We start from the raw sequence: 20,393 nt of genomic DNA, 5'->3' as shown, positions 1-20,393 counted from the left end.
TCTTCGGAAGTCGGGCAGCGCCCTCGCGCCGCCCGTCGTCCTCAGATGTGGGGGCGGCGCCGCGATGCGCCGCCCTGATCTTCAGATGTCGTCAGCGACGCAACTACACGCCGCACGCTGTGCGGGGCGGGCTGGCCCCTCACAAGTTCGTTATCCCCGGATCCGCCATGCAGCGCTGGACGGCGGCCCGTTGGCTGGGTCACGAAAATCGTCGATAAAACTTTAAGGCACGCCACACCCGGCACGCCAATCTGGGTCTATAACGCCAGGTGTTTCTCCGCGCACGCCTCCCGCACCGCGGCGCCCACGTCGGCGGCGGTCACCGTCTGCAGGTCCTCGACGGTGACCGACCCGCGGTCGCGGCGGTGCGCGGCGGCCACCCGGGAGTCCCGCAGCCGCTCGGCGCGCTCCAGCACGTTGCGGGCGAATCGCCCGTTCTGCATGACGTCGATGCCGTGTCCGCCGTCGGGCGCCCGGTAGTCCTCCAGCGCGGCGCAGGCGGCCAGCAGGGCCGCGCGGGCGGGCGCGTCGAGCACGGTGGCTCGTGGCGCGCCGTAGCGGACCGCGATCTCGACCAGTTCGTCGGGGCGGTAGGTGGCGAACCGCAACTTCCGGTTGAACCGGCCCGCCAGGCCCGGGTTGACGGTGAGGAACTCGTCGACCTCCCGCTCGTAGCCGGCGCCGATGAAGCAGAAGTCGAACCGGTGGGTCTCCAACGCCACCAGCAGCTGGTTGACCGCCTCCATCCCGATCATGTCGGGCCGGCCGTCGTGATGGCGTTCGACCAGCGAATAGAACTCGTCCATGAACAGGATCCGGCCCAGCGACCGGGCGATCAGCTCATTGGTTTTCGGGCCCGACGCGCCGATGTGTTCGCCGCAGAAGTCGGACCGCTTGACCTCCACGATCTCCGGATGGGCGACGATGCCGAGTCCGGCGTAGATCTTGCCGAGCGCCTCCGCGGTGGTGGTCTTGCCCGTTCCGGGCGGGCCGACCAACAGCATGTGATTGGTCTGGTTCACCACCGGCAGGCCGTGCGCCAAGCGCAGCGATCGCACCTCGATCTGGTCTTCGAGTTCGGCGACCGCGGCCTTCACCTCGGCCAGCCCCACCTGGTTGTCCAGCAGCGCGCGGCCGTCGGCGAGCAACTCGGCGCGGCTGGAGTCCTCGGCTTCGGCCTGCCGCTGCGCCGAAGACACCTCGGTGCCGGCGTCCCACGGATCGGTGCGACTGTCGATGGCGGCGTCATCGGTCACCACCAGGCGCAGCTCCGGGTCGGCCAGCGCGTCCCGGGCCGCCGGCAGCAGCGCGCCGTTGACCGTGGCCTTCGACAGCGCGATCTGGGCGGCGGGCTGGTCTCCGAGCTGGCGGTGCGCCATGCCCCGCAGGTACGCCAGATCCGCAGTGATCAAAGGGAATTCGGTCCCGTCGACGACAACCCGGTCGGCCCAGTCCAGCGCCACCCTGGCCTGCCCGAGGTGTGCCGAGGCGTGTGCGGCCAGCGTATTGGTGGCCGCGGTGACCGCGGACATGATGACCGCGCGGGCCGGCAGCACCCGGCCGGCCTCGGCGATCACGTCGGGCCAGCGCGCGGTGGCGAACATCAGGTAAGCCCGGACGTGCTGGCGCCACTGGTGGTTCTCCCAGCAGTCCAGCAGCGCCGAGGACTCCAGCAGCGTGGCGGCGCGGTCGAACTGGCCGTCGTCCACCCACGCTCCGGCCAGCGCGATCCCCGCGTGTGAGGCCTCGGTGACGGTGATCGCCAGATAGGGCCCGGCTTTGACCTGCGCGGACAATCCGACACCGATTCGGTTGGTCTCCCGGTGCAGCCGATCACAGCACGCGTGCAGACCGGTGAGGGTGGCCAGGCCATCGTCGCCGCAGGCGATCCGGCCCAGCCAGGCGTCGGCCATCGCGGGGTCGCGTCCGGTGGCTTCGGCGAAGCAGCGCAGGGCGGCCTCGGGGTCGCGCTCCAGCAGTTCCATCCCCCGGTCGAAGGGCCGGCGGGCGGTGACGGTCGACGCGGTGGCGCTCACTGCCGGACCGCGTCTCGAATCGGTGACACCTGTTCTGCAACACTGTGATCGGCGCGCAGGAGCCGGTTCTCCACCCGGAACAGTTCGATCTCGGCCGAGGTCCGGATGCCGGCGGCGACGATCTCCACGGTGGCGGGACCGGTCTGGGTGATCGTGACGTCGTGGGCGCCGTCGGCGTCGACGCCCGCCGTCGCGATGGTGATCACCGTGGCCGGCCGAGGCGCGGGGTCCAGCGGCCCGTCGACGACGCTGATGGTGGTCCCCGGCGCGGGGCGGGCCTGCGCGGTCACCGTGATGCCCGGCATCCGCAAGCCGGCCCACCGGCCGGTGTCCGCGCTGTGCACGGTGATCTGCTCGCCGGCCGCGGCCGCGCGGATCAGCAGTCGCTTGGCCAGGACGTCTTCGGCGGCCAGCCACACCCGGGTGGGCTGGCCCGGGTCGGTGAGCGGGAACGCCAGCCGGTTGCCGGCCCCGGCGCGCCCGATCAGCACCCCGGACGGTCCGACCGGGATCGGCAGCGTGGGCGGCGCCGCCGCGGCCCGCAGCCCGCGTAGTCGCACCGTGGGCCCCGGCGCGGCCGCCGCCAGCGCGGCGCCCTGTTCTCCTGGCAACGAGGTCAGCAGCACACTCGGCGGCGCCGTCGGTGGTTGGTTGGTGAGCACCGTGACGGTCCCCGTCATCGTCGCGTCGGGGTACACGGTGAGGTGCTGGGCGACGCCGTCGGCGCGCAGCGTCCAGGCCTGCCCGAGGTTGTCGGCGGTGAGCGCTTCCGGCGGGTAGCCGTAGCTGGTCAGCCACCCCGATGTGGCGGCCACCGTGCGCCAGCGTCGTTGGCGCACCGGGCCACCGAACCGGTGGTCGAGTTCGGCCAACTGGGTGGCCCCGGCCACCCGGGACCGGATGCCGCCGCGCGCCAGCGCGCCGCAGATCCGTTGTGCGGCAGCCAGAGCCGCGACGCCCGCGGACACCCGCCACCGCAGCGCGTCGGCGTTGTCGAGCGCGGCCAGTCGCAGGATCAGCCAGGTTTCCCGGGCGCCGGCGTACGGCGGGGTGCCGATCAGCGTGTCGTACACCCGCGGGTAGTCACCGGCCGCCCGTCGGCGAGCCCCGATGGTCAGCACGCTCAACGACTCCAACCGCAGCCCGAGCGGATGGTCGAGCAACGGCAGCAGCGCGGCGACGTCGAGGGTGTCGTCGGTGACCGTCGACCGGGATCCGGTGAACAGCGTCGGGCGGTGCGCTCGGCCGAGCACCTGGATCGCCGTCACCGCGGTGTTCGCGGTGAACTGGACGCCGCCGCCGGTCCGGTCCCCGGCCAGCGTCGCGGGCTCGGGTCGGGGTGGGGCGTGGCGGCGCCGGTGGAACAGCCGCAGCCAGACCCACGGCCGCTGACCACGCCACGGGATGACGGTCAGAGACGCGCCGAGCGCCACCCCCGCCACGGCCCCCCAGAACCCGGCCACCGCCCAGCCGCCCAGCGCGGTGGCGAACACGATGGCCACCGCAATCAGCCGGGCGGTCGCGCTCATCGGGACCGCCGGGCGCGTCCGGCCAGAGCCAGCGCCAACGCCGCGGCGGCGACCACCGCCGCGAAGGACAGCGCGAAACGGTGCGCCCTGCGATCCGCGGGCTGCGGCGGCGCCGGTGCGGCGATGACCCTGGTCTGGGAACCGGGCGCCGCACGCGGTCCGGGCGGCACGTCGAAGGTGAGCGCGGCGACCGGGTCGACGACGCCGTAGCCGACCTGATTGTCCACACCGCGGGGCGGATTATGGGCGGTCTGCAGGATCCGGTTGATCACCTGGTGGGCGCTGAGTTCGGGGTACTTGGCGCGCACCAGGGCCGCCACGCCGGTCACGAAGGCGGCGGCGAAGCTGGTGCCCCAGAACGGCATATTGCGTTCGCCGGTGCGGCTCGGTGGCAGCGCGTTGACCGGGCCGCCGGTGAACGGCGACAACCCCATCACGCCCACCCCGGGCGCGGCCACCGACACCCATGGACCGGACAGGCTGGCCGCCAGCGGCGCGCCGGTGTTGTCGACGGCGGCGACCGACAGCACATAGTCGGAGAACCAGGACGGTGACGACACCGTCTTCACCCCGTTCCAGCCACGGGGGTCTGCGATCGCGGTGGGGTCGGCGGGCGGGTTCTGCGCGCAGCCGTCCTCCCCTTCGTTTCCGGCGGCGGCCACCACCACCGCGTCCTTGACGGTGGCGGCGTACCAGAGCGCCGCGCCGAGTGCCCGTTGGTCCAGCGGATCCGCCGACGGCATGCAGGAGGTGACGCTGAGGTTGATGACCTTGGCGCCCAGGTCGGCCGCGCGCACCACGGCGCGGGCCAGGGTGGCCAGCGTCCCGGCCTTGCGCAGCAGATCCGTCTCCCCGGCGCCGGGTTCGACCGGGGTGAACGCCCGTGAGGTTTGCCGCACCGAAATCAGCACGGCGTGCGGCGCCACCCCGGCCACGCCGTCGGCGGCGCCCGGCTCCGGGGCCGGCACGGCCGGGATCTCCGGCTCTCCCGGGTCGGCGTCGCCGGGCGCGTTGGCCGGGGCGTCCGGCGGCGAGCCGGGGTCCGGCGGCGCGACGGCGGGCGCGGGCATGATCTCGGTCTTGATGATGGTCACCGGCGCCGGTGGTGGTTTCGGAGTCGGTGGCGGCGGACGGTCCGCGGGTGGCGGTTCAGCCCCGGTGACGGGCTGACCATCCGGCGCCGGGAAGGCCGCCGCGGCCGGCATCGGCGGGGGCATCGGCATGCCCTGCGGCGCGGCGGCGATGATCGAGGCGATGATGCTGCCGTGCGAGTCGCAGTCCGACAGGCCGTCCCCGCCGTCGACGTAGTCGCCGCCGGGCACCACCGGCAGGCGCGGGCTGGGGTTGACCCCGGTGTCGATGACGGCGACCGGAACGCCATGTCCGGTGGAGTGCTCCCAGGCCGTGGCGATATTGAGCATGGCGAACCCGGGCGCGGTGACGCCGACGTCGGGATCGGAGACGGTGATCGGTTGCGCGCACCGATTGGACTGCCGCATCGGCTCGTCCGGTCCCGGCTCGCCCGCCGCCGGGACCGCGGAGGGGTCCACACTCGGCGGTGGAATCCCCTGCGCCACCGGGCTGTTCACTGGAATCGGAGCCGCCACCAGCAGCGCCGCCAGCCCGGCCCGCAGCCACCGCCTCGCTGATCCGGTCATCGCATCCGCACCCAGGTGAATAGCCCGCCGACCCAGGCCGCCAACGGCAACACCGCGATGATGGCCAGCAGCTCCAGCCATTCGGCGCACATCCGGACCAGCGGGGTGAACCGGGTGGGCGGCACCAGCAGCGCCGCGACCAGCGTCAAGGATCCGAAGCCCAGCAGCACCGCCGCGGCCAGCAGCAGCGCCGACCCGTCGCCGGCCGGCGCGCCGAGCAGATAGCGGGTCACCCCGGCGCACACCGCGACGCAGCCACCGAGGATCAGCGCGACGCTCTGGCGACGGTCGGCGAAGTTGCGGGACCGGATCAGGAAGATCAGCGCCATCAGCCCGGCCAGGACGGCCGCTCCGGTCGCCTTGGGCGCGCCGGGATCCAGGGTCACCCACACCGCCGGCGGCAGCGCGACTCCGGCCGCGGCGCACAGCCCGGTGAGCAGCCCGTTGGCCCGGACGGCCGCGGCGGCGACCTGGTCGCCGCGCGGTGTCGGGTCGGCCCCGTCATCACCGGCGGCGCCGTCCGGGTCCACCGGAGCCACCGCGTCCACCGGCATGCCGTCGGCCCGGTGGAACAGGTCGCGACCGGTGATCGACCCGAAGTGCGGCGGCCGGATGCGGGCTGCGCGCAGCGCGATATTCGGCGCGATCGTCAGCAGCACCAGCAGCGCGAGCAGCGCGCACATCGCCAGCCATTGCGCCGGCACCGGACGCCACATCCGGGCAGCCGCCAGCGCGCCGGCCAACGCGCACAGCGTGACCACAGCGGCGGCCACCGGCATCTCCCGGCCCGTCACCCTCGTCAGCGCGACCACCGCCACCGCCGCGGCCACCGCGGCGACGAACGCGTGCGGGGCGCCCAGGTCACCGGGGGCGGCCGCCGCGCACGCCGCGGCCAGCTGCGGCGCCGCGAGCCAGCCGAATCCGCACAGCAGGTCGTCGCGGCGTGGCCACCAGCGCCACACCGCGGCCGCCGCGCCGGTCGCCAGCAGCCCGGCCGTGCCCGTCACCACGGCGGCGGCCGCGCCGTCGTCGGCCAACCGGGTGCGCAGCGATCCGGCCAGCAGGGTGGCGCACACCGCAGCGAGCACCGCCATCGCGGTGTGCGCGACGGTCCGCGGTGTCATCGGCGGGAACAGGCGGCGTCCGACCTGAGCCAGTCCGGTGGACAGCGATTCGCACTGCGGCTCGAACCCCTCGCCCTCGGCGGCGGGACCGAACACCAGGGTGGCGCCGTCTTCGACACCCAGTTCGTCCAAGGTCCGGCCGATATCGAGCCGGGTTCCGTTGGCGCGCAACAGCTCATATCCGATGCCGGTGTCCAGGCCCGCGCGGCCACGACGTTTGAGCTCCTCGTCGAGCAGTTCGACGATGTCATCGAGGAAGGCCTCGACCGGCACCGACGCCGGGTAGACCTGGGAGACGAGCTGGTCACCGCAGATCACCGCCACCAGGCAGCGCGCCGGGAACGACACCGCCGGCGGGTCCGCGGAGGCGACGTCGGTCGCAGTCATCACAACGGCCGTTCGGCGTCCGGGGTGTACTTGTCCGCCAGGTCGGCGGTGATCTCGGCCAGCCGAAGCCGGGTCGTCTTGTTCGCCTCGTTCGCGATATCCAGGATGCCGCCCTTGCCCAGATGCGGGTCATAGGGCAGGAACTCGACGATCGCCCCGCACTGGGTGAACCGTTCGGTGAGATAGTTGCGCGCGGCCCGGTCGTAGCGATCGCGGCTGTCGTTGAGGATCACCATGCTGCGGGAGACCAGATCGTGGCGACCGAACGAACGCATCAGGTCGATGGATCGGGTCACCGGCAACGAGTTGTCCGGAGTCAGTCCGGAGACGAACACGACGGTGTCGGCGGCGTCGAGCACCGCGCCCATCACCGGGTGTTCGAGATCGTCTGCGGTGTCGATGAGGATGACGGTGTGCGTGCGGCGCAGCCGGGCCAGCACCCCGGCGAACATCTCCGGGGTCAACGGTCTGGACTGGTCCGAGGACCGGTTTCCGGCGAGCACATCCAGTCCGATAGCGTTCTGCCCCAGGTGTTCTCGGATGTCTGCGTAACCCTGCACATCGGTGTCGCCCAACACCGCGTCATAGTCACCGGGCGGGTTCTCGTCGATCCGGCCCGCCAGCGTGCCGAAACCCGGAACAGCGTCGACGGCGACGATGTTCTCCGGGCGCACCTCGCGGAACACCGCGCCGATCGCGGCGGTGATCGTCGTCTTGCCCACCCCACCCTTGCCGGACACCACCGCGATCACGTACTGGCGTCGGATATGGCGCCGGATCCGGTCGCAGAGCTCCCGATGGTGGCGTTCCGCGCGGGACTCCCCCGGATTGAAAGCGTGGAATGTGCCGGCGTGCACGACGCGCCGCCAGCCCGCGCCCGGCGGGATCTTTCGCGGCGCCACCATGTCCGAGATCCGCACCGATCCGGACACCGATTCGCCTGATTCGGTTCGAGCCGCGGTGTCCGGGTCCGTGGGGGCCAGCGTGTCCTGTCGGCGATTGTTCATCTTTCACACCACCTTTCGATAGAGCGGCCAGTCGGCCTCGGTGGGCAGCCGGCGCAGCATGGCGCGGATCGCGGAGACGACGGCCGCCGGACCGCCGGGGCTCATAATGAGCCAGGGTCGGTCGTCACGGCGGACGGTTTCGGCGAGCAGCCTGCCTTCGGGGGTGTCGATCACCGTGACCGCGCCGCCGTCGACGACGGCGCCGGTGGGCCGCTGCGCCACGGCGCCGCTCTGCACGGCCACCAGCGACGCGCGCGCCGAACGGACCGGATCGGCGGCCAGCATCAATAGGCGCAGCTGGTCGCCGTCGAGGCGGCAGCGATCCAGCAGGCTGCGCAGCTCACCGGTGCCGCGGACTGTCGCCAACACTGCGCCGTCGATGGTCGCCGGGCGCATGGCGGCGGGTTCGGCCGTGCCGCAGAGCCGTTCGATCTGCGCGCCGATGACGGCGGTCGCCGACGCCTCGGCCGTCGAGGTTCCGGCCGGGCCGATCCGGATCAGGTCGTCCACCCGCTCGCACACCGCCCACCAACGCGCGAACCGCGCCAGCAGCACCCGCGTCGGCGTCGCCGCCTCTGGCGTTCGCAGGTCCGCGACGAGTCCGATGTCGCGGCGGGCCAGCACCGTCAGCCATTCGGCCACCGGGTCGTCGACCCGACCGTCGGGATCGATCGCTCCGGCCTCGGCGAGTTCGGTGGCGATCGGCATCGCCAGGGCCGACTCCCGGGACTCCACCCGCGGCAGGTGCGGGCGCAACCCCAGCTCCGGGGCCAGCACTTCGACGCCGGTGAGCACTTGCAGCACCCACAGTCCGTCGATCGTGGTGGTGAGCATGATCCACCCGCGCAGGTCCGTCGAGGCTGGTCAGCAGAAGAAAGTGGCGATGGTGTTGTCGGTGACGGTGGCGCTGTCGCACACGGTGTGGACGGCGTTGCCGTGCCGCCCGACGGTGTCGGCCAGATGTTTGAGCGCGGTCAGCAGTTGTTGCTGGTGCAGGAAGAACCCATCCGCGCCGATGCCTTGGAAGTCGGCGATCAGGGCGTTGGTCTTGCGTTCGACGTCGCCGATGATCTCCAGCAGGCCCGCGCCGTGATGCACGGTCTGGTCGGCGGCGTCGACGATGGTCGGCAGGGCGTACGTGATCTTGTCCATGGGTGGTCCTTGGCTACATGAGCGAGGGGTCGGGGCCGTTGAGCACTTCCCGGACCTTCGCGGCGGAATCAGATTCGTTGGCTTCCACGTACGTGGCGGACTTGCCGAGCGCGCCGGCCAGGAACAGCCCGTGACGCAGCGCGCGTTGCAGGTCGGATTCGACGATCATCGCGGTGTTCGTCGACGACGTGGAGGTGAGCCCTTGGAACACCCCGGGCGTGGCGATGTTCTGGTGGGTGGACAGGTACTGGCCGGCGACCGCGCCGGCGTTCTCCAGTGCGCCCATGATCGCGTCGCGGGCGGCCCGGAGTTGTTCGGGTGGCACATCAAAGGTGGTCATTTTGTGTTGTTCTCCTGTGCTTTTCGCTTTCCCGCGCGGGGATGAAGGTCAGTGTCGGGCAGCTGCCGATGGTTGTCACTTCACCCTGGGTGAGCCATCCACAGGCCGCAGGTCAGGAAACGTCCGCCATAGATTCCCCCGTCTCAGTTCCGGGAGTTCCGCGGTTCGGCGACCACGCGCACACGAGCGACCTCGGTGACGCCCGCGCTGCCCGGCGACCGGGCCAGCATTCCGGGGGCGACCGGCGCTCCGCCGGTGACCGGGGCCCGCGCCTCGGTGGCCGTCAGGGCGCCGGCCGAACGCAGCCCCGTCGGCCTGCCGCCGGGGTCCGGGGCGAAGCCGCTGGTGGGCCGGGTGTAACTGGACAGCCCGGTGGCCGCCCCGGGCGTCGGTGAGTATCCCGCGGTCGGCCCCAGCCCGGCTACTGCCGGCGCCGGCGCCGACGGTCTCGGACCGTCGGCCAGGACGGCGGCGCTCAGTTCCGGGGCGACGCTGTCGTCGGACTTTCCCAGACTGCCGAAGAGACCCGGGAATGCCTGCAGCAGACCGATTCCGGCCTGCGGCAGCTGCGTCGGGAGTCCGAAGAGGGACTGTCCGAGTTGCGTGCCGGCCTCACCGGCCTGCTGCACCGCGCCGGTGACCTGCGACATGACGTCACTCATCGACCCCGACGACGACCCAGCGGTTGTCAGGTTCGCCGCGGCGTGGCCGGCCTGCAGCGCCTCACCCACCGCGCCGCTCGCGGTCGCTTCGGCGACGGCTGCGCCGGCCTCCGCGGGGGCCGCCGGCGACGCGCCCATCCCGGTGATCGGCGGCGGGATCGACAATGCCGGGATGAGGGTCATCAGTGCGGCCGAGTAGCTCGTCCCGACGCCGGCGTTGTTCGGCCACATACCGCCGAAGTACTCCAGATCCTTCTCGATGATTCGTGGCGTCAGCATCCCGAGCGCCGGAATATTGGCCGCGCACAAGGCTTCCCACTCGGTTCGGTTCTCCACGCAGACCGGCGCCGGGATCATCGTCGAGGTGGCCGTGAGATAGGCGTTGATCGCGGTGGCGAACACCGGCGGTTTCGCGATCAGCCACCCGCCGAGCAGTTCGAGGGTGGTGTTGAGCATCGTTCCCGTGGCCATCGACCCGGCCCCGGCCAGACCGACGAACTCCGGCGCCAGCGTGGCCGCGTTGTTCAGCGACACGCCGGCCGCGGCCTCCACCCCGGCGATCTCCATGACGTAGGTCAGGGCCGCCATGGAGGTGGTCGCGATCCCGGTCCCGCCGCGAAGCGCGAGGTCGTTGACTTCCGGTGGGCGGACCGCCCAGAAGTCGGTCATCAGCCGATGACCGATCCCAGTGTGGTGGCCAATCGGCGCAGCCCCTCGGTGGTCTCGAAGGTCGTCCCCGCCAAACCCTGTGCGCCGGAGAATAATCCGCGTTGGGCGGTGTGCTCGGCTGCGGCCGCGATATAGGCGACGCCGGACGCGTTGGCCGCGGCGGCGAACGCCAACGAGGTGGGATCGGCGCCCATCGGGGTGACGGTGGTCAGCGTCGCGGCGCCGCCGGCGATCAGCGCGCCGAGTTCGGAGGTGATGGCCGCTTCGGTGGCCGCCGACAATCCGACCCGCGCGGGTGTGACATTAAGAAGTGGTTCGCCCATGGGGTTTTCCTCCCCCTGAAGGAAACCGCGGTCGCGGGACCGTGCCGCGTCGTTGCAGCATAGGCCCGGATCAGGCCGAGCGGAAGAGACCCTTGCGTAGAGAAATACTTTCAGACAACCGTCATTGTCCAGTAAAGGTCTAGCGCCGCAACGCCTTTGACGCGTCGAAGCGCTCCTCCCCCTGACCCAGATGCCAGGCGTGCCAACGCCGCCAGCGATTCATCGACCCCCGCTGCCACCACCGATCGACCGCCGGCGAGATCCGCCGCGCCACCTCCACCGCGGCGATCAGCGGAGCCCGGCCGACCAACACCGCCACCCCGGGAATGCCGCTGGGCAGCCGGTAGCGCTTGCGGTTCCACGGCAGCATGAACAGCCGGGTGTAGCCGGCCTGCAGTCGCAGGTGCAGGTTCGCCCGCGCCCGGTTCAGTCCGCGGCTCTCGGGCCCCGGCGCGAACGACGGCACGAAACCCTCCACCAGCTCGGGGCCCAGCGCGCCGGAGTCGTGCTTGCGGGTGGCGTCGAAGTAGTACAGCAGCCGGATCCCGTCGGCGACGGTCTGCGGGTACATCTCGTCGACCCGACAGCCGACCAGGTGCCCGAGGTAGCGATTGAAGTGCAGCACCGCCCGCATCTCGGCCGCTGACGTAAGAAACCCCAGCGAGTAGAGCCCGAACGCCGGGCCGACGCTGCCGCCCAGCAATGTCAGCATCATCTCGGACTGGCTGATCGGCAGCCCGTGCGCCGCCGCGTCCCACTCCGGATGCTCGGCGACCCGGGCGCGGATCGAGACGTGCATGACCCGGACCTTCAGCGACACCTCGCGCGCCCGGGACCCGGGGGTGAGCACCGCGCCGGGCCGGCACACCTCGAGCCACCAGCGGGTGGTCTCCAGGTAGCGGTGCAGCGCGCTCTTGCCGGCGTAGCCGCCCGACAGCGACAGCGGCACGGCCAGGGAGCCCTCGGTGTAGGTGTCCATGGTGCCGGCGTTGCCGACCGCGCCGAGGCTGTAGCCCCAGCGCCGCCACACCGCCGCGCCGGCCTCGATCAGCTCCGGGTCCACCCAGTCCGGGATGGTCTCGAACTCGGCGAACAGGTCCCGCATCGAGGCCGGGGCGTCGGGCACATGGTCGACGCCGACGCGCAGGGCTTCATCCAGCAGCTCGCGGGCGCGCTCCGGCCCCATTTCACCGTGGTAGGTCTGCGCGACGAACCGCTCGGCGACCGGATCACCGGCGGACTGACCCGCCAGAAAAGCCGCGGCGACGTCGTCGCTGGGCAGCAGGTCGAACCCGGTGGCCCGCAGCACCCGGTCCCGCAGCTTCTGGTGCGCGGGGCTGACCGTCAACTGCATACCGCACTCCTTCGTGCCGCCGGACGCTTGCCGCTTAGGGTAACCGGGTGCTCGATTACATCCGCGACGGCGACGAGATCTATCGGCAGTCCTTCGCGACGATCCGCGCCGAGGCGAACCTGTCCGGGCTTCCCGACGACGTCGCGCGCGTGGTGGTCCGGATGATCCACACCTGCGGGCAGGTCGATCTGCCCGAGCACATCGCCTTCTCCCCCGACGTGGTGGACCGCGCACACGCCGCGCTGGCCGCCGGCGCGCCGGTGCTGTGCGACTCCTCGATGGTGGCCGCGGGTATCACCCGCTCGCGGCTGCCCGCCGACAACGAGGTGGTCTCCCTGGTCGCCGATCCCCGCGCGCCGGCGCTCGCGGCGGAGCTGGGCAGCACCCGCTCGGCGGCGGCGGTCGACCTGTTCGCCGATCGCCTCGACGGGGCGGTGCTGGCGATAGGCAATGCGCCGACGGCGCTGTTCCGACTGCTGGAGCTGCTCGACGACACCAGTGCCGGCACGCCGGCCGCGGTGCTCGGCGGGCCGGTCGGATTCGTCGGCTCCGCGCAGTCCAAACAGGAGCTTGTGGACTCCCCGCGCGGCATGTCGTATTTGGTGGTGACCGGACGCCGCGGCGGCAGCGCGATGGCCGCCGCCGCGGTCAACGCGATCGCGAGTGCCAGCGAGTCCACCTCGTGACCGGCACCCTGTTCGGCGTCGGCTTGGGCCCCGGCGACCCGGAGCTGGTCACCATCAAAGCGGCCCGGGTGATCTCAGGCGCCGACGTGGTGGCGTATCACTCTGCGCGGCACGGGAATTCGATCGCCCGCGGCATCGCCGAGCCGTACCTGCGCGACGGCCAGATCGAGGAGCATCTGGTCTACCCGGTGACCACCGAGGCCACCGCGCACCCCGGCGGATACGACGGCGCGATCGAGGACTTCTACGCCGAGGCGGCCGCGCGGATCGCCGCGCACCTGGAGGCCGGCCGGGACGTGGCGCTGCTGGCCGAGGGCGACCCGCTGTTCTACAGCAGCTACATGCACATGCACGCCCGGCTGACCGCGCGCTTTGACGCCGTGATCGTGCCGGGGGTGACCTCGGTCAGCGCGGCGTCGGCGGCGCTGTCCACCCCGCTGGTGACCGGCGAGGAGGTGCTCACGGTGCTGCCGGGCACGCTGCCGGGCGCCGAACTGGCCCGACGGCTGGCCGACTCGGACGCCGCCGTGGTGATGAAACTGGGCCGGTCGTTCTCGAAAGTCCGTCAGGCCCTTGCGGATTCGGGCCGTCTGGAACAGGCGCGGTACGTGGAGCGCGCCAGCACCGGGTCGCAGCGGGTGCAGGAGGTCGCCAACGTCGACGCCGAGAAGGTGCCGTACTTCTCCATCGTGGTGGCGCCCGGCGGCGGCGCCCGCGCCCGGACTCCCGGGGTCACCGTGGTGGGCCTGGGCCCCGGAGACCCGTCCTGGCTGACCCCGCAGGCCCGCGCGGAGCTTGCCGCCGCGACCGACCTGATCGGCTACCGGCCGTACCTGGACCGGGTGCCCGCGGCCGCCGGCCAGCAGCGTCACCCCAGTGACAACACCGATGAGCCCGAACGCGCGCGGCTGGCGTGTTCCCTTGCCGCCCAAGGCCGTTCGGTTGCGGTGGTGTCCTCCGGCGATCCGGGGATCTTCGCGATGGCCACCGCGGTGCTGGAGGAGGCGGTGAACTGGCCGCAGGTCGCGGTGCGCGTGCTGCCTGCCATGACCGCCGCCAACGCGGTCGCCAGCCGGGCCGGGGCGCCGCTCGGGCACGACTACGCGGTCATTTCGCTGTCGGACCGGCTCAAGCCGTGGGATGTCATCGCCGCCCGCGTCTCCGCGGCCGCCGCCGCCGACCTGGTGCTGGCCATCTACAACCCGGCCTCCAAGTCGCGCACCTGGCAGGTCGCCGCGATGCGCGAGCTGCTGCTGGAGCATCGCGCCCCGACCACCCCGGTGGTGCTGGGCCGCGACGTCGGCGGCCCCGGCGAACGGGTGCGGATAGTGGCGCTCGGGGATTTGGACCCCGCCGAGGTGGACATGCGGACACTGCTGATCATCGGCTCCTCGCAAACGGTCCGCGACGGGGACCGGGTCTTCACCCCGCGGCGCTATCCAGGCGGCTTTGAGTAGTTTTGCCCAGACCGGCACGGGTCAGCATTCTCGACATGAAAACTCCTGAACCCATGCTCCGCACCACCTACGCCTACTTCGTGCAGTCCGCGCTGGCCTTCGGGGTGTCCTTCGGCGCGCTGGCGATCGGCATCACCTTCCTGCCGATCTCCGTTTGGCAGCGCGGCTTCCTCGCCGTCTGCGGGCTGTTCCTGGTGACCAGCTGCTTCAATCTGGCCAAGGTCATCCGCGACCAGCACGAGGCGCAGCTGATCCGCAACCGCGTCGACGAGGCGCGCTTCGAGCAGATGTACGTCGACCACAATCCGCTCAAGGGCGTCGGCTGAGTCCTGCCCACTGCCAGACCGCCGGTCTCGCGAATCAATTGTCGCCGAGGCCGGCGTTCTGCGTTGTCCAGCGGGTCAACCAGCTGATGTCCTCGGGGCCCGGCCGCGTCCCGGACAGGTAACTGGTGGGCCGCTGGCGCCGGTCGTGCCAAAAGGATCCCGACGCGACGGCCGGCTCGGTTGCCGCCAGCCACACCGCGGTGTCCGCACCCTCCTCGGGTGAGCGAAGCAGCGGCCGCAGCAGCGTGCGAAAGCCGGGCAGCGCCGCGGCGATCCCGGGGGTGTCCGCCCAGCCGGGATGCGTGGCGTACACCGACACCCGATCCGGCGCCCACCGCCGCGCCAGGACCGGGGCGAGCTCCACCTGCATCCGCTTGGATCGGGCGTAGGCGACCGCGCCGCGGTAGCGCCCGCCGAGGAACTCGGGGTCCTCGACCGGCAGCTCCTGGGTGTACATCCCGCCCGAAGTCACGAAGATCACCCGGGCGCCGGCCGGTGACCGGCGCAGCGCCGGCAGCAGCCGTTCGGTCAGCCGCACCGGTCCGAGCACATGCGTCGCCACCGAAAGTTCATGTCCGTCAACAGATTCGGTGCGTTCGGCGGGCATCACACCGGCATTGTGCACGAGGATGTCGACGGCCGCGGCGCCGTCACCGCGGGCGCAGAACGCCGCAGCGAACTCCTCGGTCATCTCCGGGTCGGACACATCGCACCGGTGGGCCTGCGCGTACCCGCCCAGCCCCGCGACACGAGCCGCCTCCGCGACCCGGTCGAGCGACGCCGACGCTCGTTCGGGCGAGCGCACCAGCAGGTGCACCTGCGCGCCGAGCCGCGCCAAGCCCACCGCGGCGGCCTCGCCCAGCCCACTGCCCGCCCCGGTGACCAGCGCGGTCCGGCCGGCCAGCGCGCCGGGGCGCGGATCATCGTCTGGCCACTGCCGTCGACGCAGCGCGTAGCCGAGGCGGGAGTAGCCGGGCAGCACGGCACGGTCGAGCAGCCGGTCCAGGCCCTGGTCGCGGGATTCGGTCATGGGTGTGCCTCCTTGGATTGCGCGTGCCGGGCCAACGCCTCTCGGCGTTCCTCGGCGTGGTCGACGATGCGTTCGGGATAGCCGGCGGCGTAGCCGTCGGGGCGCCGCCAGGGCTCGTGGACCGCCGCGCCCGGCAGGTGCCGCAGCTCGGGCACCCAGCGGCGGACGTAGTCGCCGTCGGGGTCGAACCGCTGTCCCTGGGTGACGGGGTTGAACACCCGGAAGTAGGGGGACGCGTGGGCGGCGGCGCCGGCCACCCACTGCCAGCCGTGGCTGTTGGAGGCCAGGTCCCCGTCGCACAGCTGGTCCAGGAAATGCCGGGCGCCGGCCGGCCACCACTGGTGCAGGTCCTTGACCAGGAAGCTCGCGGTGACCATCCGCACCCGGTTGTGCATCCAATGCTGCGCCAACAGCTGGCGCATGCCGGCGTCGATGAACGGGTAGCCGGTGACCCCCGCCCGCCACGCCGCCAGCGCCGCCGGGTCGTCGTCGTATCGCATGCCGCGCAGCTGCGGGCCCGCGTCGCGCCAGGCCGACGCGGGGTCGTGCCAGAGCGCGTCGGCGTAGAACTCACGCCAGACCAGTTCGTCGACGAACCTGCGCACATCGGCGCCGGCGGCGTCGGCGCGACGCCCGGCCGGGCCGGCGAGGTCGGCCAGCAGTGTCCTGGGATGGATCTCGCCGTACTTCAGCGCGGTCGACAGCCGGCTGGTGCGGTCCAGATCCGGCCGGTCCCGGGCATCGGCGTATCCGGGCAGCTCCTCGGCGCAGAACTGCCGCCAGCGGCGCAGCGCCGCGCGCTCGCCGGCCTGCTGGCTCGGCTCCGGCAGCGCTTCGGAGTCCAGCCCCGCCGCCCAGCGCACGTCCGGATCGCCGGCCGGTGACCGGCGCGGATGGTCTTGCCAGGCCCGCAGGAACGGGGTGAACACGCGATACGGGGCGCCCGCCGCGGTGCGCAACCGGCCCGGGGTGATCGCGTAGGGGCTGCCCGTTTCGACCAGCGCGATGCCCGCCGCCGCCAGCCGCCGACGCACCGCGGCGTCCCGGTTCCGGCCGTACGGTGTCGTCTCGGCGGTGATGTGCACCTCGTCGGCGCCCGTTTCGGCGGCGGTGGCGGCCACCACCTCGGCGGGGCGCCCGGTCCGGACGACGAGGTGTCCGCCGGTCTGCTCGCGCAGCGCCGCCAACGAGTCCAGCAGCCGATCCCAGCGCGGTCCGGGCCGGGCCAGCTTCGGGTCGACCACGAAGAGCGGGGTGACCCGGGCGCCCTGCGCGGCCGCGCACAGCGCCGGGTGGTCGCCGAGTCGCAGGTCCCGGCGGAACCACATCACCGTGGCGCGCACGGCTCCTCCTGACGCCCGCGCTCCAGCCGAAGGTGCGCGACGTCGAGGTAGCCGGTGCGAAAGCCCGCCTCGCTGTAGCCGAGGTAGAACTCCCAGGCCCGCCGGAACTGTTCGCCGTCGGGCCCCGGCGCGACCTCGGGGCCTGCGGCCAGAAACGCCGTCCGCCAGCGGCGCAGCGTCTCGGCGTAGTCGGCGCCGAACCGGTGGGTGTCGGTGACCCTCAGCCCGGCCCGGTCGGCGTGCTCGGCGATGGCGTTGGCGGACGGGATCAGCCCGCCGGGGAAGATGTGTTTCTGCACCCACCCGTAGGAGTTCCGGGTGGCCAGGTAGCGCTGGTGAGACATCAGGATGGCCTGCAGCGCCACCGCGCCGCCGGGCCGGACCAGCCGCGACAGCGCGCCGAAATATTCCGGCCAGTAGCGCTCCCCCACCGCTTCGATCATCTCCACGCTGACGACGGCGTCGAAGCTGCCCGTGACGTCGCGGTAGTCGCGCACCGCCACCTCTACCCGGTCGGCCAGGCCGGCCGCGGCGATGCGTTCTCGGGCCAGCTTGGCCTGCTCGACGGACAGCGTGACGGTGGTGACGCGGGCGCCCCGGCGGGCCGCCTCGATCGCCAGCGCCCCCCAGCCGGTCCCGATCTCCAGCAGTTCGTCGCCGGCGCCGACACCGGCCAGGTCGAGCACGGCGTGGATCTTGCGCAGTTGCGCCTGGTGCAGATCCTGTTCGGCCATCGGGCGGCTGCGGTCGAACAGCGCGGAACTGTAGCTGAGGCTGGGATCGAGGAACGCCGCGAACATTTCGTTGCTCAGGTCATAGTGGGCGGCGATGTTGTCCTGGGTGTGTTCCAACGCGCCGAGTTGGTCGGCGGGAATCGGCTCGTCGATCAGCCGGCGCAGCCGCAGCAGCCAGTCCGGCAGCAACCGGCCGAGCCGCTGGGCGTACGGCGCGAGCGCGTCGGCCAGGTCGCAGCCCGGCGCCACCGACCAGTCGCCGGCCGTGTAACCCTCCCCGATGCCGATCTTCGGGTTCTCCGCGACCCGGCGGAAGAACGACTCGGGGCGGTGCAGCAGGATTCGCGGGCGGTCCGGGCCACCGGTCCCGGGCCCGCCGTTGAACAGGGCGCCGTCGGGCATCACGACGTCCACCGCGACCGGCCGGATCGCCAAACCGAAGACCGCTTTGGCCGCGGCGGTCCGCATCCGGGCGCGCGGCGGCGCGGCGGCGAGCGGCCGCAGCACCGGGGCGGCCAGGGGTGAGGCTGTCATCTGCTGAACTCCTTCGCCGGGGTGGGACGCGGGACGACGGGCAGTCGGCGCAGCCACAGCAGGATGCCGTGCGCGCGGATGAGCGCGCTGACCCGCTGTGGCATGAGCAGGTGGGTGGCGCTGACGCGCAGCAGGGCGCGCCGGGTAGCCGGGGTCGGGGCGCCGCGAGTGGTGGCGGTGAGCACCCGCCGGCCGCCGCGGTCGAGGCCGACGGTGACGCTCACCTGTTCGTCGTCCAGCCGCAGTCCGATTCGGTAGCTGCCGCTGACGTCGTTGAACGGTGAGACGTAGAAGGATTTGTCGGTGTCGGCGTGCCCGTCCTCGTCGACGTCGAGCAGGTAGGCGTGCCGGCCCCCGTAGGTGTTGTGCACCTCGAAGACGACCGCGCGCACGGCTCCGTCACGCGCCAGGACCCAGAAGACGGTGAGCGGATCGAACACGTGGCCGAGCACCCGGGCATGCGCCAGCATCACAACCCGGTCGCTCGGTTCGACCGGGACACCGTGGCAGGCGAGGAATGCGGTGAGGTCGCCCCGAATTCCGGCGCCGGAGGCGCCGCCGTCGAGGTGGTCCTCGGCCCGGAACGCCGCCAGCGGGCGCAGCCAGAGCGGGAGCCGGGGCAACGCGTCGACGTCGACGAGCCACTGGTAGCTGCGGTGCCGGAATGCGTGGCGCACCGGCGCCCGACGGACATGGCTGACCTGGCCGACGACCAGGGCCGGCAGGTCGGGGACGCGCGCCGCGCCGCTCACCAGGGCGCCCCGAACGACGCCGCCGCCTGCGCGCCGGATCGGCAGCCGTCCTCGTGGAAGCCCCAGCCGAGGTGGGCGCCGGCGAACGCCAGCCGCGGGCCGCCCGCGGTGCGCAGCCGCTGCGCGGCAGCCACCGCGGCCGTGCTGAACACCGGGTGCTGGTAGGTCATCCGAGCCTGCACCGTGGCGGGGTCGACGCGCTCGGTGGCGTTGAGCGTCACCAGGTGGTCGCGGGTGTCCTGCAGCCCCTGCAGCCGGTTCATCCAGTAGCTGACCGTCACCTTGTCCGCGCCGCCGCGACACGACGCGAGGCGGTAGTTCCACGACGCTCGCGCCCGGGGCGCCTCGGGCAGCAGGGCGGGGTCGTGGTGCAGCCAGGTTTCGTTGCGGGAGTAGCCGATCGCGGCGAGGTCGGACTTCTCCTGCGGACTCGCGTCGGCGAGCAGCGCCAGCGCCTGGTCGGCGTGGACGGCCAGCACGACGCCGTCGAAGCGCTGGGTGTGGGCGCCGACGCGCACCTCGACGCCGTCGGCGTCGCGGGTGAGCGCGGTCACCGGTTGGTCGAGGCGGATGTCGTCCAGCTGCCCGGCGATCTTCTCGACGTAGGCCCGGGAGCCGCCGACCACCGTGCGCCAGGTGGGCGACCCGGTGACCTGGAGCATGCCGTGGTGGTCGAGGAAGGTGAAGAGGTGCCGCGCCGGGTAGTCCGCGGCGTCGGAGTCCCCGCAGGACCACACGCAGGACACCAGCGGCACGGCGAAGTGCTGGATGAAGTAGTCGCCGAACCGGCCGTCGGCCAGGAACTGTCCCCAGGTCAGGTCGCTGTCGGTGGCGAGCAGCCGACGAGCCCGGCGGTGGAATTTCGGCACCTGCGCCAGCAGTCCGAGGAAGCGGGGGTCGCCGAGCCGCGTGGGCTGGGCCAGGATTCCGCCGAGCCCCCGGCCGCCGGCGTAGCTCAGCCCGCACCCGCCGCAGCTGATGCTCATGCTCATTTCGGTGGGCCGGGTCTGCACGCCCAGTTCGCCGAACAGGCGCAGCAGGTGGGGGTAGGTGCGTTCGTTCATCACGATGAAGCCGCTGTCGACCGCCAGCGTGCCGCCCGTACGGGATTCCACGTCGTGGGTGTGGGCGTGGCCGCCGAGACGACCGTCCGCCTCGAAGAGTGTGACGTCGTGGTCGCGGGCGAGCAGGTACGCCGCGGTGAGACCCGAAACGCCCCCGCCGATGACGGCCATCGCGGGCCGGTGGGCTGCCGTCGCTGGGTTCATCGGGGCTCCTTCGTCGCCGGGT

At 72.3% G+C, this 20,393-nt stretch carries 19 protein-coding genes; 3 read left to right on the top strand and 16 right to left on the bottom strand.

Going from position 1 to position 20,393, the window contains the following annotated elements:
- Positions 1–257: 257 nt before the first annotated feature.
- The 11 genes from eccA to L2Z93_RS08120 all read right to left on the bottom strand — a co-directional run bounded on the left by eccA (position 258) and on the right by L2Z93_RS08120 (position 12,241).
- The gene (gene eccA, locus L2Z93_RS08170; RefSeq protein ID WP_090590005.1) at positions 258–1,985 is read right to left on the bottom strand and encodes a type VII secretion AAA-ATPase EccA; all 1,728 of its coding nucleotides are present in this window, start codon (positions 1,983–1,985) and stop codon (positions 258–260) included.
- A 47-nt stretch (positions 1,986–2,032) separates the two neighbouring features.
- Positions 2,033–3,565, bottom strand: a complete 1,533-nt coding sequence (gene eccE / locus L2Z93_RS08165) for a type VII secretion protein EccE (protein ID WP_090589890.1) — start codon at positions 3,563–3,565, stop codon at positions 2,033–2,035.
- Positions 3,562–5,223 carry a S8 family serine peptidase gene (locus L2Z93_RS08160; RefSeq protein ID WP_193438910.1) on the bottom strand — a complete coding sequence of 554 codons (1,662 nt, stop codon included), beginning with the start codon at positions 5,221–5,223 and terminating at the stop codon, positions 3,562–3,564. Before L2Z93_RS08160 ends, eccE begins: the two co-directional genes overlap by 4 nt.
- Positions 5,220–6,734, bottom strand: coding sequence for a type VII secretion integral membrane protein EccD (gene eccD, locus L2Z93_RS08155; protein WP_090589883.1), 1,515 nt, complete (start codon positions 6,732–6,734; stop codon positions 5,220–5,222). The genes L2Z93_RS08160 and eccD overlap by 4 nt, the downstream gene beginning before the upstream one ends.
- Positions 6,734–7,741 carry a MinD/ParA family ATP-binding protein gene (locus L2Z93_RS08150; protein WP_090589879.1) on the bottom strand — a complete coding sequence of 336 codons (1,008 nt, stop codon included), beginning with the start codon at positions 7,739–7,741 and terminating at the stop codon, positions 6,734–6,736. Before L2Z93_RS08150 ends, eccD begins: the two co-directional genes overlap by 1 nt.
- A 3-nt stretch (positions 7,742–7,744) precedes the next feature.
- Positions 7,745–8,575 carry an ESX secretion-associated protein EspG gene (locus tag L2Z93_RS08145; protein WP_090589875.1) on the bottom strand — a complete coding sequence of 277 codons (831 nt, stop codon included), beginning with the start codon at positions 8,573–8,575 and terminating at the stop codon, positions 7,745–7,747.
- A gap of 30 nt (positions 8,576–8,605) precedes the next feature.
- Entirely contained in the window at positions 8,606–8,893 is a 288-nt protein-coding gene (locus L2Z93_RS08140) for a WXG100 family type VII secretion target (RefSeq protein WP_090589869.1), read from the bottom strand.
- 13 nt (positions 8,894–8,906) lie between these two features.
- On the bottom strand, positions 8,907–9,233 hold the full coding sequence (locus tag L2Z93_RS08135) for a hypothetical protein (RefSeq protein ID WP_090589865.1): 327 nt from the start codon (positions 9,231–9,233) through the stop codon (positions 8,907–8,909).
- A gap of 143 nt (positions 9,234–9,376) precedes the next feature.
- On the bottom strand, positions 9,377–10,564 hold the full coding sequence (locus tag L2Z93_RS08130) for a PPE domain-containing protein (RefSeq protein ID WP_090589862.1): 1,188 nt from the start codon (positions 10,562–10,564) through the stop codon (positions 9,377–9,379).
- Positions 10,564–10,887: a PE domain-containing protein gene (locus L2Z93_RS08125; RefSeq protein ID WP_090589859.1), complete on the bottom strand. Its 324-nt coding sequence runs from the start codon at positions 10,885–10,887 to the stop codon at positions 10,564–10,566. The genes L2Z93_RS08130 and L2Z93_RS08125 overlap by 1 nt, the downstream gene beginning before the upstream one ends.
- A gap of 139 nt (positions 10,888–11,026) precedes the next feature.
- Positions 11,027–12,241 (bottom strand): oxygenase MpaB family protein, encoded by a 1,215-nt coding sequence (locus tag L2Z93_RS08120; protein ID WP_090589856.1) that lies wholly within the window; start codon positions 12,239–12,241, stop codon positions 11,027–11,029.
- A gap of 47 nt (positions 12,242–12,288) precedes the next feature.
- On the opposite strand from L2Z93_RS08120, the gene L2Z93_RS08115 reads away from it, so the two are divergent.
- Genes L2Z93_RS08115 through L2Z93_RS08105 form a run of 3 tightly spaced genes read left to right on the top strand, consistent with a single transcriptional unit; the run spans position 12,289 to position 14,710 of the window.
- On the top strand, positions 12,289–12,927 hold the full coding sequence (locus L2Z93_RS08115) for a precorrin-8X methylmutase (RefSeq protein ID WP_090589852.1): 639 nt from the start codon (positions 12,289–12,291) through the stop codon (positions 12,925–12,927).
- On the top strand, positions 12,924–14,384 hold the full coding sequence (locus tag L2Z93_RS08110; protein WP_090589848.1) for a precorrin-2 C(20)-methyltransferase: 1,461 nt from the start codon (positions 12,924–12,926) through the stop codon (positions 14,382–14,384). The genes L2Z93_RS08115 and L2Z93_RS08110 overlap by 4 nt, the downstream gene beginning before the upstream one ends.
- A 35-nt stretch (positions 14,385–14,419) precedes the next feature.
- Complete coding sequence (locus L2Z93_RS08105) at positions 14,420–14,710, top strand: YiaA/YiaB family inner membrane protein (protein ID WP_090589845.1); 291 nt, start codon at positions 14,420–14,422, stop codon at positions 14,708–14,710.
- 34 nt (positions 14,711–14,744) lie between these two features.
- On the opposite strand, the gene L2Z93_RS08100 is transcribed toward L2Z93_RS08105, so the two are convergent.
- Genes L2Z93_RS08100 through L2Z93_RS08080 form a run of 5 tightly spaced genes read right to left on the bottom strand, consistent with a single transcriptional unit; the run spans position 14,745 to position 20,371 of the window.
- Positions 14,745–15,740: an SDR family NAD(P)-dependent oxidoreductase gene (locus tag L2Z93_RS08100; RefSeq protein WP_090589842.1), complete on the bottom strand. Its 996-nt coding sequence runs from the start codon at positions 15,738–15,740 to the stop codon at positions 14,745–14,747.
- The gene (locus L2Z93_RS08095) at positions 15,737–17,083 is read right to left on the bottom strand and encodes a cryptochrome/photolyase family protein (RefSeq protein ID WP_090589838.1); all 1,347 of its coding nucleotides are present in this window, start codon (positions 17,081–17,083) and stop codon (positions 15,737–15,739) included. Before L2Z93_RS08095 ends, L2Z93_RS08100 begins: the two co-directional genes overlap by 4 nt.
- Complete coding sequence (locus L2Z93_RS08090) at positions 17,068–18,351, bottom strand: SAM-dependent methyltransferase (RefSeq protein WP_090589836.1); 1,284 nt, start codon at positions 18,349–18,351, stop codon at positions 17,068–17,070. Before L2Z93_RS08090 ends, L2Z93_RS08095 begins: the two co-directional genes overlap by 16 nt.
- On the bottom strand, positions 18,348–19,103 hold the full coding sequence (locus L2Z93_RS08085) for a DUF1365 domain-containing protein (RefSeq protein ID WP_202971897.1): 756 nt from the start codon (positions 19,101–19,103) through the stop codon (positions 18,348–18,350). The genes L2Z93_RS08090 and L2Z93_RS08085 overlap by 4 nt, the downstream gene beginning before the upstream one ends.
- Complete coding sequence (locus L2Z93_RS08080; RefSeq protein ID WP_090589832.1) at positions 19,100–20,371, bottom strand: NAD(P)/FAD-dependent oxidoreductase; 1,272 nt, start codon at positions 20,369–20,371, stop codon at positions 19,100–19,102. The genes L2Z93_RS08085 and L2Z93_RS08080 overlap by 4 nt, the downstream gene beginning before the upstream one ends.
- Positions 20,372–20,393 lie beyond the last annotated feature (22 nt).

Origin of the sequence: Mycolicibacterium brumae (assembly GCF_025215495.1) — a bacterium.
Lineage (GTDB): Bacteria > Actinomycetota > Actinomycetes > Mycobacteriales > Mycobacteriaceae > Mycobacterium > Mycobacterium brumae.
This window is presented reverse-complemented; position numbering and strand designations above follow the sequence as displayed.

Bases quoted from the DNA above. Each gene is read 5' to 3' on its own strand.
- eccA (WP_090590005.1), bottom strand. From the start codon at position 1,985: ATGGAACTGCTGGAGCGCGACCCCGAGGCCGCCCTGCGCTGCTTCGCC.
- eccE (WP_090589890.1), bottom strand. From the start codon at position 3,565: ATGAGCGCGACCGCCCGGCTGATTGCGGTGGCCATCGTGTTCGCCACC.
- L2Z93_RS08160 (WP_193438910.1), bottom strand. From the start codon at position 5,223: ATGACCGGATCAGCGAGGCGGTGGCTGCGGGCCGGGCTGGCGGCGCTG.
- eccD (WP_090589883.1), bottom strand. From the start codon at position 6,734: ATGACTGCGACCGACGTCGCCTCCGCGGACCCGCCGGCGGTGTCGTTC.
- L2Z93_RS08150 (WP_090589879.1), bottom strand. From the start codon at position 7,741: ATGAACAATCGCCGACAGGACACGCTGGCCCCCACGGACCCGGACACC.
- L2Z93_RS08145 (WP_090589875.1), bottom strand. From the start codon at position 8,575: ATGCTCACCACCACGATCGACGGACTGTGGGTGCTGCAAGTGCTCACC.
- L2Z93_RS08140 (WP_090589869.1), bottom strand. From the start codon at position 8,893: ATGGACAAGATCACGTACGCCCTGCCGACCATCGTCGACGCCGCCGAC.
- L2Z93_RS08135 (WP_090589865.1), bottom strand. From the start codon at position 9,233: ATGACCACCTTTGATGTGCCACCCGAACAACTCCGGGCCGCCCGCGAC.
- L2Z93_RS08130 (WP_090589862.1), bottom strand. From the start codon at position 10,564: ATGACCGACTTCTGGGCGGTCCGCCCACCGGAAGTCAACGACCTCGCG.
- L2Z93_RS08125 (WP_090589859.1), bottom strand. From the start codon at position 10,887: ATGGGCGAACCACTTCTTAATGTCACACCCGCGCGGGTCGGATTGTCG.
- L2Z93_RS08120 (WP_090589856.1), bottom strand. From the start codon at position 12,241: ATGCAGTTGACGGTCAGCCCCGCGCACCAGAAGCTGCGGGACCGGGTG.
- L2Z93_RS08105 (WP_090589845.1), top strand. From the start codon at position 14,420: ATGAAAACTCCTGAACCCATGCTCCGCACCACCTACGCCTACTTCGTG.
- L2Z93_RS08100 (WP_090589842.1), bottom strand. From the start codon at position 15,740: ATGACCGAATCCCGCGACCAGGGCCTGGACCGGCTGCTCGACCGTGCC.
- L2Z93_RS08090 (WP_090589836.1), bottom strand. From the start codon at position 18,351: ATGACAGCCTCACCCCTGGCCGCCCCGGTGCTGCGGCCGCTCGCCGCC.
- L2Z93_RS08080 (WP_090589832.1), bottom strand. From the start codon at position 20,371: ATGAACCCAGCGACGGCAGCCCACCGGCCCGCGATGGCCGTCATCGGC.